At 67.2% G+C, this 14,997-nt stretch carries 18 protein-coding genes; 12 read left to right on the top strand and 6 right to left on the bottom strand.

Features of this window, described 5'->3' with window-relative positions:
- The first annotated feature begins 37 nt into the window (after nucleotides 1–37).
- The 6 genes from CFE35_RS16870 (at nucleotide 38) to CFE35_RS16895 (ending at nucleotide 3,963) form a co-directional block, all read left to right on the top strand.
- Nucleotides 38–664, top strand: a complete 627-nt coding sequence (locus CFE35_RS16870; RefSeq protein WP_292932295.1) for a TspO/MBR family protein — start codon at nucleotides 38–40, stop codon at nucleotides 662–664.
- A gap of 4 nt (nucleotides 665–668) precedes the next feature.
- Complete coding sequence (locus CFE35_RS16875; protein ID WP_292932297.1) at nucleotides 669–959, top strand: accessory factor UbiK family protein; 291 nt, start codon at nucleotides 669–671, stop codon at nucleotides 957–959.
- A 94-nt stretch (nucleotides 960–1,053) separates the two neighbouring features.
- A complete protein-coding gene (locus tag CFE35_RS16880; protein ID WP_292932298.1) occupies nucleotides 1,054–1,572 on the top strand; it encodes a YbjN domain-containing protein in 519 nt (172 codons plus the stop codon).
- Between the two features lie 7 nt (nucleotides 1,573–1,579).
- Nucleotides 1,580–2,347 carry a pyrroline-5-carboxylate reductase gene (gene proC / locus CFE35_RS16885; protein WP_292932300.1) on the top strand — a complete coding sequence of 256 codons (768 nt, stop codon included), beginning with the start codon at nucleotides 1,580–1,582 and terminating at the stop codon, nucleotides 2,345–2,347.
- Between the two features lie 5 nt (nucleotides 2,348–2,352).
- On the top strand, nucleotides 2,353–3,132 hold the full coding sequence (locus CFE35_RS16890; RefSeq protein WP_292932302.1) for a GDSL-type esterase/lipase family protein: 780 nt from the start codon (nucleotides 2,353–2,355) through the stop codon (nucleotides 3,130–3,132).
- 219 nt (nucleotides 3,133–3,351) lie between these two features.
- On the top strand, nucleotides 3,352–3,963 hold the full coding sequence (locus CFE35_RS16895; protein WP_292932304.1) for a PEPxxWA-CTERM sorting domain-containing protein: 612 nt from the start codon (nucleotides 3,352–3,354) through the stop codon (nucleotides 3,961–3,963).
- A gap of 65 nt (nucleotides 3,964–4,028) precedes the next feature.
- On the opposite strand, the gene CFE35_RS16900 is transcribed toward CFE35_RS16895, so the two are convergent.
- Complete coding sequence (locus CFE35_RS16900) at nucleotides 4,029–4,532, bottom strand: MarR family transcriptional regulator (protein WP_292932306.1); 504 nt, start codon at nucleotides 4,530–4,532, stop codon at nucleotides 4,029–4,031.
- 107 nt (nucleotides 4,533–4,639) lie between these two features.
- On the opposite strand from CFE35_RS16900, the gene CFE35_RS16905 reads away from it, so the two are divergent.
- Nucleotides 4,640–5,518 (top strand): branched-chain amino acid aminotransferase, encoded by an 879-nt coding sequence (locus CFE35_RS16905; protein WP_292932307.1) that lies wholly within the window; start codon nucleotides 4,640–4,642, stop codon nucleotides 5,516–5,518.
- A gap of 93 nt (nucleotides 5,519–5,611) precedes the next feature.
- Nucleotides 5,612–8,362 carry an SLBB domain-containing protein gene (locus CFE35_RS16910; RefSeq protein ID WP_292932309.1) on the top strand — a complete coding sequence of 917 codons (2,751 nt, stop codon included), beginning with the start codon at nucleotides 5,612–5,614 and terminating at the stop codon, nucleotides 8,360–8,362.
- Nucleotides 8,363–8,513: 151 nt separating this feature from the next.
- Here the strand turns inward: CFE35_RS16910 and CFE35_RS16915 are convergent, their stop codons facing one another.
- Entirely contained in the window at nucleotides 8,514–8,792 is a 279-nt protein-coding gene (locus CFE35_RS16915) for a DUF6440 family protein (protein WP_292932311.1), read from the bottom strand.
- Nucleotides 8,793–9,055: 263 nt separating this feature from the next.
- Between CFE35_RS16915 and CFE35_RS16920 the strand changes: the two genes are divergently transcribed.
- The gene (locus tag CFE35_RS16920; protein ID WP_292932313.1) at nucleotides 9,056–9,457 is read left to right on the top strand and encodes a PaaI family thioesterase; all 402 of its coding nucleotides are present in this window, start codon (nucleotides 9,056–9,058) and stop codon (nucleotides 9,455–9,457) included.
- A gap of 213 nt (nucleotides 9,458–9,670) precedes the next feature.
- Here the strand turns inward: CFE35_RS16920 and CFE35_RS16925 are convergent, their stop codons facing one another.
- Nucleotides 9,671–10,045 (bottom strand): nuclear transport factor 2 family protein, encoded by a 375-nt coding sequence (locus tag CFE35_RS16925; RefSeq protein ID WP_292932315.1) that lies wholly within the window; start codon nucleotides 10,043–10,045, stop codon nucleotides 9,671–9,673.
- Nucleotides 10,046–10,158: 113 nt separating this feature from the next.
- On the opposite strand from CFE35_RS16925, the gene CFE35_RS16930 reads away from it, so the two are divergent.
- Nucleotides 10,159–10,674, top strand: coding sequence for a MarR family transcriptional regulator (locus CFE35_RS16930; RefSeq protein ID WP_292932316.1), 516 nt, complete (start codon nucleotides 10,159–10,161; stop codon nucleotides 10,672–10,674).
- A 50-nt stretch (nucleotides 10,675–10,724) separates the two neighbouring features.
- Here CFE35_RS16930 and CFE35_RS16935 read toward each other — a convergent pair whose 3' ends face one another.
- The 3 genes from CFE35_RS16935 to CFE35_RS16945 are packed head-to-tail and all read right to left on the bottom strand — an operon-like array spanning nucleotide 10,725 to nucleotide 13,583.
- Complete coding sequence (locus CFE35_RS16935) at nucleotides 10,725–11,261, bottom strand: hypothetical protein (protein WP_292932318.1); 537 nt, start codon at nucleotides 11,259–11,261, stop codon at nucleotides 10,725–10,727.
- Between the two features lie 12 nt (nucleotides 11,262–11,273).
- Nucleotides 11,274–12,446, bottom strand: a complete 1,173-nt coding sequence (locus CFE35_RS16940; RefSeq protein ID WP_292932320.1) for an acetyl-CoA C-acetyltransferase — start codon at nucleotides 12,444–12,446, stop codon at nucleotides 11,274–11,276.
- A gap of 39 nt (nucleotides 12,447–12,485) precedes the next feature.
- Complete coding sequence (locus CFE35_RS16945) at nucleotides 12,486–13,583, bottom strand: alpha/beta hydrolase (protein ID WP_292932322.1); 1,098 nt, start codon at nucleotides 13,581–13,583, stop codon at nucleotides 12,486–12,488.
- Between CFE35_RS16945 and phaR the strand changes: the two genes are divergently transcribed.
- Together phaR and dksA are read left to right on the top strand one after the other, a co-directional pair.
- Nucleotides 13,582–14,154: a polyhydroxyalkanoate synthesis repressor PhaR gene (gene phaR, locus CFE35_RS16950; protein ID WP_292932323.1), complete on the top strand. Its 573-nt coding sequence runs from the start codon at nucleotides 13,582–13,584 to the stop codon at nucleotides 14,152–14,154. The genes CFE35_RS16945 and phaR overlap by 2 nt on opposite strands.
- A gap of 297 nt (nucleotides 14,155–14,451) precedes the next feature.
- A complete protein-coding gene (dksA, locus tag CFE35_RS16955; protein ID WP_292932335.1) occupies nucleotides 14,452–14,817 on the top strand; it encodes an RNA polymerase-binding protein DksA in 366 nt (121 codons plus the stop codon).
- The last annotated feature ends 180 nt before the right edge of the window (nucleotides 14,818–14,997 follow it).

The following is a 14,997-nucleotide window of genomic DNA, read 5'->3' on the forward strand; positions in this document are numbered from 1 at the left end:
GGTTTGACCTGCTGTGACCCGAGCCTTTCCTCGCAAAATGCACGATGCAAAGTGCGAAAATCGCACATTGCAAATTGCATTACGCGAATTCTCATGCGCCCTGTCCCCTCAGGCGCGATTGCGCTATGAGGATGCCATGACAGCAACAGCGATGACCCCGGCGCGCGGATCGATCTGGCGAGCGGGGTTGGTGCTGGTGCCGGCGCTGCTGCTGGTCGGCGGCTTGTCGGCCCGGCTCTCCGGCTCCACCGAAACCAATGCCTGGTTCCAGACCCTCACCCTGCCGGCGGCGCAGCCACCGGGGCCGGTGTTCGGCATCGCCTGGTCGATCCTCTATACCCTGCTCGCCGTGTCGGCGGCGATTGTCTGGGGTCATCGCCACCAGCCCGGCGGCCGCCGCGCCCTCACGCTGTTCGCCATCGGCATGCTGGTCAATTTCACCTGGTCGCCGACCTTTTTCCGCCTGCACCTGATCCTGCCGGCGCTGGGCATCATCGCGGTGATGCTTATTGTCGCGCTGGCGACGACCTTTGCCTATGCGCGCGTCAACAGGCTGGCGGCGTGGCTGATGGTGCCTTATCTGGTGTGGCTATCATTTGCCCTGTCGCTCAATGCGCGGATATGGGTGCTCAATCCGGCGGCCGACGCCTTTCGCTTGGGATAAGACCATGCAGACCGAAAACAAGCTGTTCGAAGATCTCTCCAAGGTTGCCTCCTCGGCGCTCGGCACCCTGGCCGGCGTCACCCGCGAAATGCAGGACCAGGCCCGCGCCCGCGCCCGCGATTTCGTCGGCGGCAGCGACGCCATCGATCGCGACGAGTTCGAGGCGGTGAAAGCCAATGCCGCCGCGGCACGCGAGGCAGTGGAAGTGCTGAAGGCCGAAGTCGCGGCGCTGAAGGCGGAACTGGCGGCGCTGGCGAAACCCCCGGCGGCAGCGCGAAAGTCCGCCAAGGCGTGATTATCCACAGCTTTGTCGCCCGCGGCCTGCGTCGCGGTCTTGCCGAATCATGGCCGTGCCGACAGCGTGCAGCATCGCAGCGGAAGGGAATGGCATGAGCCTGGTCGATATTGACTATACCCCGGCACCGGCCGCCCCCATCGATATGCTGGAACATGTCTTCGACGCCAATGGCTGGGCGTTCGAGCGTTCGGGCGATGAGGAAATCAGCACCTCGATCAAGGCCGGCTGGGCGACCTATCAGTTGCGCGCGCTGTGGCGGGAAGATGAAGGCGTGCTGCAGATCATCGCGCGCGCCGATCTGACCGCCAGCGACGACCGTCGCGCCGCCGTCTATGAAACGCTCGGCCTCATCAACGAGCAATTGTGGATGGGGCATTTCGAGCTGTGGTCAGCCGATGGCACCGTGCTGTTCCGCCATGCGACGTTGCTGGATGGCAGCGAGGACGAGGATGGCCCCGATCTGACGCTCGGCCAGGCCGAAGTGCTGGTGGAAGCCGCCGTCGACGAGTTCGAGCGCTTCTATCCGGTGTTCCAGCTGGTGCTGTTCGCCGATCACGCCCCGGCCGATGCCATGGCGGCGGCGCTGCTCGAAACCGTCGGGGAAGCGTGACGCGGGCATGACCGCGCCGCTCTGGCTGCTCGGCGCCGGCAACATGGGCGGCGCCCTGCTGCGGCGCTGGCTGGCCGAGGACATGGGGCCGGTGGCCGTCATCGATCCGGCGCCGCGCGACCTGCCTGAAGGCGTTGCGGCCAGTGCCGCGCCGCCTGTCGGCCGGCCCGATGTGCTGGTGCTGGCGGTAAAGCCGCAGATCTGGTGGGCGGCAACGGCGCCGCTGGCGGACCGGGTCCAGGCCTCTACCCTGATCGTCTCGGTCATGGCCGGCGTCACCACCGCCGATCTGGCGCGCCGCTTCCCGCAGGCGCCGATCATCCGCGCCATGCCCAACACGCCGGCGGCCATCGGCCAGGGCGCGACGGCGCTGTTCACGGCGGCGGGCGATCTGGCGCAGGGCGCCGCCGAGGCGCTGTTCAGCCCCGCCGGCACGACCGTGTGGCTGCCCGAGGAAGCGATGTTCGACGCGGTCACCGGCCTGTCCGGTTCCGGCCCGGCCTATGTCTTTGCCTTTATCGAGGCGCTGGCGGCGGCGGGGGAGGCCGAAGGCTTGCCGCCGGCGCTGGCGATGCAGCTGGCCCGCGCGACGGTGAGCGGGGCCGGCGCGCTGGCAGCGAGCCAGGCGGCAACGCCGGCGGCAGTATTGCGCGCCAATGTCACCTCGCCGGGCGGCACCACCGCCGCGGGGCTGGCGGTGCTGCAACCGGCACTGGCACCCTTGCTGACGGCAACAGTGGCGGCGGCGGCGGTACGGTCACGCGAACTGGGATAGGGTTCATGACATTGCGGGGATTGCTGCTGGCGCTGGCGCTGGCCTCGTCGGCGCAGGCGGCGGACTTTGCCGCGACCAAGCCGACGCAGCGGGTCGATTACTGGCAGCAGCGCCAGGCGGTGATTGCCGCCCAGCTGGCGACGCCGGCCAGCCTTGCCCGTTACAGGCTGGTGTTCATCGGCGATTCGATCACCGACTTCTGGCTGCTCGGCAAGAACCCCTGGGCGGCCGGGCAGATGTTTGGCCGGGCGGTTTGGGACGAGAGCTTTGGCGAAACCAGCCCGCGGCCGGCGCTCAATCTCGGCATTTCCGGTGATCGTATCGAACATGTGCTGTATCGTCTCGCAGCGCCGGCGGATGGCGGCCTTGGCCAGCTCGACCGCGCCGATCTCCGCCCCGATGCCATCGTGCTGATGCTCGGCATCAACAACAGCTATGACCCCGAAACCCCCGCCGATGCCGCGATCTTTGCCGGTGTGCAGGCGGCGGTGCGCACCATCCATGCCCGCAAGCCCGGTGTGCGCATCATCCTGCAATCGCTGCTGCCGACCAATGATCCGGCGAAGAACACCGCCATCGTGCAGCCGGTGAACGCACGATTGCAGGCGATGGCGGCGGCGCCGGAGTTTGCCGCCTATGTCCGCTGGCTCGATCTCTATCCGGCCTTTGTCGACGCCGAAGGCCGGCAGATCACGGCATTGTTCAACGATGGCCTGCACCCGAATGAAGCCGGCTATCGGCACTGGCGGGACCGGCTGCTGCCGGTGTTGCCGCCAGCGCGGTGATCCGGCGGACAATTGTTGCCTTTGTTCGCCGTCACGGCGTGCCAGAATGCAGCAATTGGCGCTGCATTTCGCAACGATCTTTGCATTTCGATTAATTGTATTTTTACAGTTCCAATGCTAAATGATATGCCATATCGATATATCATCATGATTTTATTGATATATCTCGGTGTTCGGTAGCGGTGTCGTTGCGTATCGATTCGAACACAAGGGGGACACATGTTTCGAACAGCAATTCGGGTCGCTTTGCCGGTCGCCGCGGCCTTGCTGGCAACGGCTGCCAGCGCCGCCATCACCTACAATGGCAGCGTCACACCGATCCGCCAGTTTGGCGCCGGCACGCTGACGGTCGATTATGCCATCACCACCGATGGCTCGCTGGGCTCGATCACCATCGCCAGCATCACCAACTACAGCCTGACGTTCAACTACAACGGCACGATCACCACCTATTCGACGACGGATGCACCGACCGACGACTGGCCGGAAACCCGGCTGGTCGCCTCTGCGACGACGCTGTCGATGGACTTCACGCGCGTGCCGGGTGCCATCAACCAGTTCACGCTGGGTCCGAGTGCGCCGCTGAAGCAGATCACGTTCAGCAGCCATGGCAATGAAATCCTCGGCCCGCCGAACACTGGGTCGATCACGGCTTTCTATGTCGTGCCCCCGGCGATTTTTGCCGGCTATTCGCTCCCGGGCGCGGGCCTGCAGGTTATCGGTACCGCCGCCGCCGCCGTTCCCGAACCGGCCAGCTGGGCGCTGCTCATCGCCGGCTTCGGCCTGACCGGCGCCGCCTTGCGTCGCCACCGGGCGCTGGCGACCGCCTGACCGTCACGTCTGACGCTGAAATCGGGGCGTCTGCCATTGGCGGGCGCCCCTTTTTTTGCGGGCGCTCAGCCCTGGCGCAGATTCTCGACCATGGCGCGATCGCCATCCGGAATCAGGCCCAGCAGCACCGCCCAGAAGCCGGTGACCGCAGCCTGTCCGGCCTCGCCATAGGCTGCCGCCATGCGGGCGTTCAGCTCGGCAAACAGGGCCGCCTCCAGCGCTTCGCCTGGCGCCGTCAGCCGCAACAGCCGCTGCCGCCGGTCCTCTGTGCCGATGGACTGAATGACCAGCCCCTTGTCCTGCAGTTCATTGAGCACCCGGCCCAGCGATTGCTTGGTGATGGCGAGCAGGCGCAGCAGGTCGCCCACCGACAGACCCGGCTGGCGCGCAATGAAATAGAGCGCGCGGTGATGGGCACGGCCGAAGCCTTCGCGCGCCAGGATCGCGTCGGCGCCGCGAATCATCGCGCTGTAACCGAAATAGAGCAGTTCGATACCGCGCCTGATCTCGTCCTCGCGCAGATAGAGCGGCGAGGCCGTGGGCGGGGTGAGGCGATTTACGACAGTCATGTTGACATATCTTGCACGAAAGCCTAGCCCAAGGCAACAAAGCATCAGCTTGGGGCACAACGCCTGTAACAAACGGGCAGCGTGATCGGCAACAAGGGACAGGAACGATGACCGACGCCACCTTCGACAATCGCGATGGCTTTATCTGGTTCGATGGCGCGCTGCGGCCCTGGCGCGACGCCAATGTCCATGTGCTGACCCATGCCATGCACTATGCCAGCGCGGTGTTCGAGGGCGAACGCGCCTATGGCGGCGAGGTCTTCGCGCTGTCCGAACACAGTCAGCGCCTCATCGATTCGGCGAAGATCCTGGGCTTCACCATCCCCTGGAGCCGCGACGAGATCGACGCCGCGGTCAAGGAAACGCTTGCCGCCAACAAGCTGACCGACGGCTATGTGCGTCCCATCGCCTGGCGCGGCTCTGAACAGATGGGCGTGTCGGCGCAGCGCACCAAGCCGCATCTTGCCATCGCCTGCTGGGAATGGGGCGCCTATTTCGGTCCCGAAGCACTGGCCAAGGGCCTGCGCCTGACCATCGCGCCCTGGCGCCGCCCGGCGCCCTATACGGCGCCGACCCGGTCCAAGGCCGCCGGCCTCTACATGATCTGCACCATGTCGAAGCATGCCGCCGAGGATGCCGGCTACAATGACGCGCTGATGCTCGACTGGCGCGGCCAGGTCGCCGAAGCCACCGGCGCCAATGTCTTCTTCCTGAAGGATGGCGCGCTGCACACGCCGACGCCCGATTGCTTCCTCGATGGCATCACCCGCCGCACCATCATCGGGCTGGCGAAAAAGCGCGGCATCGCGGTCATAGAGCGGGCGATCTGGCCGGAGGAACTGGAAGGTTTCGAACAGGCGTTCCTGACCGGCAGCGCCGCCGAAGTGACGCCGCTCGCCGAAATCGGGCCATGGCGGTTCGAGGTCGGTGACATGACGAAGCAGCTGGCGCGCGACTATTCCGATCTGGTCAACCGCCGCATCTGATGGCGGGTGCGGCCCGCAGTCGTTGACGCATTTCCGCCGCCCGCTTACAGCGCGGGCAGCGCATGATGATCGGGACGAGTGATGGTTAGGATGATGAAGCGTGCCGTTGCCGGTGTGCTGGCAAGCGCGCTGACGCTGACCACGGCACTGCCGGTGCAGGCACAGGCCATCGATCCGCGCGTGCTGCAACAATTGCAGGGCCAGTTGGGCGGCAACAGCGGCGCGGGCGCCGTCGATGCCGCACGCGATGCCGGTGACCAGCGGCCCCCGGCCGCCGTGCCCGGCGCGCGCATCGATACCCGCGAAGAACAGGAATTGCGCCGCACCGAAGCCCGCATCGGCCTGAACCGCTATTACACCGCCAGCCCCATCGAGCGCGAATTCCGCGAACGCATGGCCGATCCGACGCTGAAACAATTCGGCTATGACCTGTTTCAGGCGGCCACCGGCACGGCCGGCGCGCTGACCGGGGCCGTCGGCGATGATTATGTCATCGGCACGGGTGACGATGTCGTCGTGCAATTCCAGGGCGCCACCAATGACAGCAAGACGGTGCGCGTGTCGCGCGATGGCCGGCTGATCGTTGGCTCGCTGCCGCCGATCCCGGCTGCCGGCCGGTCGCTCGCTGCCGTGCGGCGCGACCTGCAGGCGGCGACGCGGCGGACGATGCTGGGCACCGATGTCTATCTGTCCCTGGGCTCGGTCCGCGCCGTCACCGTGTTCGTTGGCGGCGAAGTCGATCGTCCCGGTCAGTATAATCTGACCGCGCTCAGCGATATCAGCGCGGCGCTCGCCCAGGCCGGCGGCGTTCGCCGCTCCGGCTCGCTGCGCAACATCCGCGTTGTCCGTGGTGGCAGCAGCATCAGCGTCGATGTCTATGGTCTGCTCGGCATCGGCACGCCGCCGGCGCTGCGCCTGCAGGACGGTGACCGGGTGATCGTGCCGGTGATCGGCGACACCGTCGCGATTTCGGGCAGCGTCGCCCGGCCCGGCATCTATGAAATCCGCAAGGGCACATCGCTCGGCAATGTGCTGGCCTATGCCGGCGGCGCGCTGCGCCCGCGGGGCAACCAGGTTGCCATCAGCCGCATCACCGCCGATGGCAGCGAACAATATCTGCGCGCGGCGACGCTGGCGACGACGCTGGTGCCCGGTGATGGCGTGGCGGTGATCGGGGGCAGCGCCGGCGGCAGTACCGGGCGTGTGGTGCTGCGCGGTTATGTCGGCAATCCCGGCACCCGGGCGCTGGTTGCAGCGCCGACCGTGCATGACCTGCTGGGCGATATCAGCGACCTGCGCGCCAATACCTATCTGCCGATGGCCATCCTGATCCGCCGCGATCCGCAAACCGCGTCGCGCGTTTTCGAACCGATCAACCTGCTGAATGCGCTCAACAATCGCCCCAATGTTGCGCTGCGCAGCGATGATCGCCTCTATGTCTTCAGCCGCAGCGATATCGATTTTCTCAATCGCACCGCGGTGCGCCGGGTCGTGCTCGGCCAGCCCAACTCGCTTTCCGAATGTGCGTCACTCGATCGGCTGGAAGCGCTGGTGCGCGACGGCCAGTCGGCCCGTTTCAATGTGGTGACCCGCGCCGCCTTCATCGTCGAGCGTGGTGGCCAGAGCGACGTGGCGGCCACCGGCGGCAGCCTGGCCGTTGCCGGCCGTGGTGGTGACGCCACGCTGCGCAGCGGCGACGATCAGGTCGGCCTGCGCAGCGGTGCCGCGCCGAGCCAGCGCGCCGATGCGCGCGATCCGGAACGTGACGCCGCCGGCGACGTGATGGCGGCAAGCCGCTGCCCGCTGGTGTTCGAGGAGGAGCCCGACCTTTTGCCGGTGCTGATCGAGAACGCCGTGGCCGTCGGCGGCGCGGTGCGTCGGCCCGGCGCCTATCCGATTGCCGGCCAGGCCAGCGCAGCCGATCTTGCCGCCGTGGCCGAAGGCGTGCAGCGCAACAGCAGCGCCATGACGCTGGATATCACCCGCGCGGACGGCGCCGCCGCCACGCAGCAGCGTATCGCCGTCGATGGCTATCCGACCGCGCTGGCCAGCACCATTGTGTCCGCCGGTGACGATCTGCGCTTCAACGCTGCCCAGCCCCAGTTCGAAGCCGGCGGCGTGCTGTTGACCGGCGAGGTCAACCGCCCCGGCCTCTATTCCATCCGCAAGGGTGAGACGCTGTCGCAACTGCTGGCCCGCGCCGGCGGGCTGTCGCCGCTGGCCTATCCCTATGGCACCATCTTCACCCGGCGGTCGGTCAAGGAATTGCAGCAGGAAGGCCTGCGCCGCACCGCCCGCGAACTCACCCAGTCGCTGCTGGCGGTGTCGGCCCGCAAGCAGGGAACCGGCGATGGCATGGTTGCCGCGCAGGGACTGATCCAGCAGCTGGCGACGCTGGAAGCGCCAGGCCGCGTTGTCGTTGAAGCCGACCCGCGCGTGCTCGAGCAGCGTCCGGATCTCGACACCGTGTTGGAAAGCGGCGACGCCATCGTCATGCCGAAGCGGCCGAATTTCGTGCTGGCGCTGGGTGATGTCGCCAACCCGGGCGCCCTGCAATTCGTCAAGGACAAGCCGGTGGCCGCCTATGTGCGGGAAAGCGGTGGCACGGCCTCCACCGCCGACAAGGGCCGCATCTTCCTGGTGCTGCCCAACGGCACCGCGCAGCCGATTGGCGGCCGCGGCTGGGGCCGTGATGACAATGCCGTGGTGCCGCCCGGCTCCACCATCATCGTTCCCAAGAACATCGACCCGCTCTACAAACTGGATGTGGCGCGGGACATCACCGGCATTCTCGGCTCGCTGATCACTTCGGTCGCGACACTGGCGATCCTGGCAACGAACTGAGACGGGAGTCGATTGCGTTCAAGTGGAGTCGGCACCGGCCTGCTCCCCCACCCGGCCACCCAGGTCATTGTACGATATGCGTGGCCGGGAGCGGATGCGACCGCCGTCGCGGGCGGGGGAGCGGGCCGGTGCCGTCCGACGGCAATCGACTCTAGCCGGCCTGGCCAGCGGCCCCGCACAGCGGCTTGCCCTCTGCCGAGAGGCGCGGGGTCATGCTGCCCTTGCCGCGACGTTCCCACAGCAGATATTGGCAGCCGGTGTCGGGATCACGCCAGACACGCACCTGTTCGCCGCCGCTGCGGTTGCCGCGCAGCTTGCCTGCGATGGAGCTGGTCTCGATGCTTTCGGACTTGAAGGGTGAGTCCTGCTGGTCACAGCCGGCAAGCAGCAGCAGCAGGCTGGATACGCACAGAAGCTGAATCGGCTTCATCATTGCTGGCAAACTCCGGTTCGGGATGCGTTACCGAACTGCAATTAACGTTAAACCCCGATCGTGCAAACCATGAACTGCGCGGTTGCGACAAAGCGACCGAGACGGCCCCGGGGCGCGATGGCGCTGCGTTTCGGTCGCGCCGCCACGGCCATCACCCGCGTCGCTATCGAATTTGTGGTTCGCCGAGGCCTGGGTTTGGCGGCACAAGGGCTGGCATGTGCGGCGCACGCCGCCGGTTCGGCTCTTTTCTAGGACGCAGCATGCACCAGCCCGATTTTGCCGCCATCACCAGCGCAGTGCCCTTTGCCGATCACCTGGGCTTCGAAGTCATCCGCTGCGATGCCGAACAGGTCATCGTCGAGGTGACGCTGGCCCCGGAGCATTGCACCGCCGGCGGCACCGCCCATGGCGGTTTTCTGATGGCGCTGGCCGATTTCACCGGGGCCGCCGGCGGGTTCGTGACGCTGCCGGCGGGCGCCCGCGGCACGACGACGATCGAAAGCAAGACCAACATGATCGGCACGGCGCCGGCGGGCAGCCGATTGCGCGCCATCGCCACGCCCTTGCACATCGGCCGCCGGACGTCGGTATGGAACACACGGGTCGAAACGGCCGATGGCAAGCTGATCAGCCAGACCAGCCAGACCCAGTTCGTGCTCTAGAGTCGATTGCCGTCGGTCGGCACCGGCCCGCGCCCCCGCCCGCGACGGAGGTCGCATCCGCTCCGGGCCACCCAAGTCTTTGTACGATATGGGTGGCCGGGCGGGGGAGCGGGCCGGTGCCGACTTCACTTTAACGCAATCGACTCTAGCCCAGCTTCGCCAAACGCCTTCGCCATGGCTGTCGGCGCTGGCCATGCATCGGTGCCGGAGCCATCATGCCTGCAGATGGGCGGAATCAAAGATCACATGCTCTTCGATCGCCATGCCGTCGGCGATGCGAAAACGGTCGACGCCCTTGTAGGTGCGGGTCGAGCCGGCAATCACGGCCGAAGTTTCCCAGAAAATGTAGAGCCGGTCGCCGTCTCCGGCGCAGTCGAGCGGCGTCACCTTCAGCCCCACCATCGCATCGAGCATGCCCTGCATCACATTGACATAGTCGGCGCCCGAAAATGTCCCGGCGCCGGTGAAATGGATGGTGGCGTGCGGCGCGATCAGTTCCGCCACGCGCGCGCCGCTGGGGGCCGCCCAGAAGGATTGGAAACGTTCGTAGAAATCCCGATGCTCGGGGCTGAGGGATGTTGCGGTCATGACTTGCTCCCAGAAATGCGGATGCCGACACGGCGTCACCATGCGCAGAATTATGTGCGCAACGCACATATAGTCAAGTTGAATAATGTGCGCACCGCACCTATCGTCGCCCGATGATCGACCGGACGACCAATCTCCTCGGAACAGTCGGGCTTGCCGTGGCGGATCGCATCACGGCTGCGGCGCGCGACACGCTGGATCATGCGGGCGAAACGCCCGCGGCGGTGGTGGTCATCGGCTATGGGCTTGGCCCGTCCAACGACGAATTGCGGCGGATTCTCGGGCTGTCGCACCCCGGTACCGTGCGCCTCATAGACCGGCTTGTGGCTGATGGCCTGGTCGAGCGCCGTAGCGGGCGCGACCGGCGGGCGATTGCTCTCTACCTGACCGAACGCGGTCACGCCCGCCGCGAGGACTTGCTGCAGGGGCGCCTGGCCGCCATTCGGCCGCTGCTGACGCCGCTGTCGCCTGCAGAACAGGAGGCTCTGGCGGCATTGCTCCACAAGCTGCTGGCGTCGATGGACGCGAGCGATGCGCAGCGCTGCACCCTCTGTCGCCTGTGCGACGATCGGGTGTGCAGCGACTGTCCGATCCCGGCCGACTTCCGCAATCAGACGAGGACAGGCTGATTCGTTGAAGCATATATGCCGCCGTAATTGCTGGAGACTCTCTTGGCGATTTAGGTCGCCACCGCCGGCGCCGTGACTTCCTGCACCCGGCCGATCATCGTCGGCGCCAGGCCATCGGCCTTGCCGACAAGGATGAGGTGAAAGCGCTGCGGCAGGGTTTCGATGCGCCAGTCGAGCACGTCGAACATCGTGTCGGCGAGCAGCGGGGCGAGATCGTCCTGCAGCCAGCCGGGCGCTTGCCATTGCCAGGGGCGACGCGCCTTGACGATGAGCAGCGTCAGGCTTGCCGGGGTGAGCACGCGCCACAGCTCGCGCAGTTCCTCCCGGGCGTGGCTGCCGGGCAGGGGCGTTGTGACCAGCGCGCGATCGAACAGCGCCTCGACAAAGGGCAGGCGCAGCGCATCGGCAACGGCGGTGCCCGGCATCGGCTCGGCGGGGCGGGCGAGGCAGGCGACACGCTCGAAATCGGCCAGTTCGGGCAGTTTCAGGCCGATGGGCGGGCGCCAGGCCATCAGCAGCCGGCAATGCCGCCCGCCGGCGAGCAGCCGGTCGAGCGGATGGCTATCCTCTGGCAGCGCGCCCCGCATCGGGCGGCGGCGTCAGCGCTCGACGCAGAGGGCGATGCCCATGCCACCGCCGATGCACAGCGTGGCGAGGCCGCGCTTGACGTCGCGGCGGATCATTTCATGGATCAGCGTCGTCAGCACGCGGGCGCCGGAAGCGCCGATCGGGTGGCCGATGGCGATGGCACCGCCGTTGACATTGACCTTGGCGGGATCGAGGCCAAGCTCCTGGCCGACGGCCAGCGCCTGCGCGGCAAAGGCTTCATTGGCTTCGATAAGGTCGAGATCGGCGACGCTCCAACCGGCCTTTTCCAGCGCCTTCTTGGACGCCGGCACCGGGCCGATGCCCATGATGGCGGGATCGACACCGACCGAGGCCCAGCTGGCGATGCGGCACAACACCGGCGCATTGCGGCGGGCGGCTTCCGCCTCGCTCATCACCACCAGCGCCGCAGCGCCATCGTTGAGGCCGGAGGCATTGGCGGCGGTCACCCCGCCATCCTTCTTGAAGGCGCCGCGCAGGCCGGAAATGCTCTCCAGCGTCACGCCATCACGGATATATTCATCGGTATCGACGGTGATATCGCCCTTCCGGCCCTTGATGGTCACCGGCGCGATCTGGCCCTTGAAGCGGCCTTCGGCGCGGGCGGCGCTGGCCTTGTTCTGGCTGGCGACGGCGAAATCGTCCTGGGCGGCGCGGCTGATCTGATAGCGTTCCGCGACATTTTCGGCGGTGATGCCCATGTGATAGCCGTTGAAGGCATCCCACAGCCCGTCCTTGATCATCGTGTCGACCAGCTCCAGCGCGCCCATCTTGGTACCGGCGCGCAGCGCCTGGGCGTGCGGCGACAGGCTCATCGATTCCTGCCCGCCGGCGATGATGACCCGGGCATCGCCCGACTGGATGGCCTGGGAGGCCAGCGCCACGGCGCGCAGGCCGGAGCCGCAGACCTGGTTGACGCCCCAGGCCGGTGCGGCCTCGGCAATGCCGGCGGCCATGGCGGCCTGGCGGGCGGGGTTCTGGCCCTGGCCGGCGGTCAGCACCTGGCCCAGGATGACTTCGTCGACATCATCGGCGCCGATGCCGGCATCGGCCATGGCGGCGATGATGGCGGCCTTGCCCAGTTCATGCGCCGGCGTGCTGCCGAAGGCGCCCATGAAGCTGCCGACGGCGGTGCGGCGGGCGGCAGTGATGACGGTTCCGGTCATTGATACTTCCCCAGATGTTCGATTCGATCCGGAGTGACGTTAATCGGCTTGTCCGGCAATTGCCATGGGGCGGAACCAGTCGGCCAGCGGCTGCCACAGCATGTCAGGCGCGCGATGGCCGACGATCATGCCGACATGGCCGGCATCGAGCGGCAGGGCGGTGCCGATGCCCGAAGTGCTGAGCGCCGCCGCCGCCGGCACGATATGGTCGCGCCGGGCGATGACATCGAGGATGGGGCAGGCCAGCGCCGCCGGATCGACGCGCTGACCGCCGACCTGCCAATCACCGCGTCCCGTGATGTCGGCGGCGAACAGCACCTCGGCCAGGTCGCGCGCCGCCGCCAGCGCCAGCGGCTGGCCGCCGTTGCTCCAGTCCTCCAGCCGGACGAAGGCCGCCAGCCCGGCAGCGGGCATCGCCGCCAGCGCCTCATATTTGGCGGTGACGCCGGCTTCATCGAGCGCCCAGAAGGCTGGTTGCAGCAGGTCCATCGGCAGGCTGCCCAGCGTTGCCGCCAGCGGGCCCGCCTGTTGCCACCAGCCCGCCAGCTGGTCGCGCGCGGCGCCATAGCCGCGGAAGTGCCAGGGCGTCGCCAGCAGGGCGAGGCGCGCCACCTGCGGGCCGAGCAGCGTCGCCGCCCCCAGCGCCAGCGTGCCGCCAAGGCAATAGCCGATGAGCCCGACGGGCGCGGCCAGGCCGCGCAGCAGCGGCACCAGCCGTGTGGCGACGGTGTCGGCAAGGTCGAGACCTTCCGGGGCGCCCCAATCGACCGACAACAGGTGATAGCCCCGCGCCACCAGCCCGGCGATCAGCGACTGGCCAGGGGCGAGATCGAGCACGGTCGGCGGGTTGATCAGCGAGGGGATGACGACCAGCAAGGGCCCGTGGCCGCCGTGATCGTGCAGGCTGACGTTGCCGACGCGGGCGCGCACCGGTGCCCGCGGACGCGGCGTCGCCGCCGGCGCCTCCTGATAGCGGCGCAGGCCGGCCAGCACGCGCGCCAGCCGGGCGCGATCATCGCCGCAGACCCGGGTCACCGTGGCCAGAAACAGCGGCAAGGGGTGCGGCCCGCGCTCGCGTTGCGGTGCAACATGCAAATGTGTTAGGGGCGCGCTTTCCGCTGCCTCAGGATCCGTCATGGCCCATGCCCCGTTCACTGCTGGCCCCGCCGGCACCACGCCTGATGCCCCCGCGCCGGTGGTCATCAAGAAATACGCCAACCGCCGCCTCTATAATACCGAAACCAGCAGCTATATCACCCTCGAACATCTGGCGACGATGACGCGCGATGGCCGCGACTTCCAGGTCTTCGATGCCAAGACCGGGGAAGACATCACCCGCTCGGTGCTCACCCAGATCGTCATGGAAGAGGAAGCCACCGGCCAGACCATGCTGCCGGTGCCGTTCCTGCGCCAGATCATCGCCATGTATGGCGATTCGATGCAATCGATGGTGCCGCATTATCTCGAAGCCTCGATGGCGGCGTTTTCCGAGAACCAGACCAAGTTCCGCGACGCGGCGCTGAAGCCCTTCGAGCAGCTCGCCAAGCAGAATCTGGCGCTGTTCCAGGCCGCGACGGAAATGCTGACCGGTGGCAAGCTGGCGCCGAAGCCCGCGCCGCCGGCGCCGGCCGCCGACGCCGAGGTTGCGGCGCTGAAGGCACAGCTGGCAGCCCTGCAGGCGCGTATCGACAGAATGGCCAAGGAATAGCGCTCGTCGTCGCTGCATTGCAGCAACGATTTTCCACAGATTCCACCGACTTCGCCCCTTGCGGGCGCTTGCCCGGCCGGTGCGTCGCGGCTATGAGCCGCGCGGGGAGCAGATGCCGGATCAGGGCATCTGCAAGCCGGCCAATCGGGCGAGCGACTGGCATCCAAAACGGGGCCAGTTCCTCCCACCACATGGTCGGCAGGGTGAGGGAAGCTATCCGTGAGTCTCGACGAACCGCTTGATACCATCGGTGTGACGCTGCCGGAGGGGTACCGCCCTTCGGCAGACGAAGAATTCATGAATCCGCAGCAATTGGCCTATTTCCGGCGCAAACTGCTCGACTGGAAAGAGTCCATCCTGCGCGAATCCGCCGGCACGCTGGAAACGCTGAAGGCCGAGCCGCTGCGCGAGCCCGACATCACCGATCGCGCTGCCAGCGAGACCGATTGGGGTATCGAACTGCGCACCCGCGACCGCCAGCGCAAGGTGATCAGCAAGATCGACGCTGCGCTGCGCCGCATCGATTCGGGCGACTATGGCTATTGCGAAGTGACGGGCGAGCCGATTTCATTGCAACGGCTGGAAGCCCGGCCGATCGCGACGATGACGCTGGAGGCGCAGGAGCGCCACGAGCGGGACGAGAAGATTACCAGGGATGAGTGAAGCGCGGCCGTCGCATAGCGTAGCTATGCGCGGACTCGCGCAAACTCGGCCAGCGGGGCGGCCGCGCCTTCAGCGGCCGATCCCGTCTGACGTCAGCCGCGGCTTTGCCGCGGCTGACGTCAGACGTGCTCGCCGACGCCGAGGCTTCGCCGCCCCGCTGGCCGGTCTGGCGCTTGACGG

This window comes from Novosphingobium sp. PASSN1, from assembly GCF_002278815.1.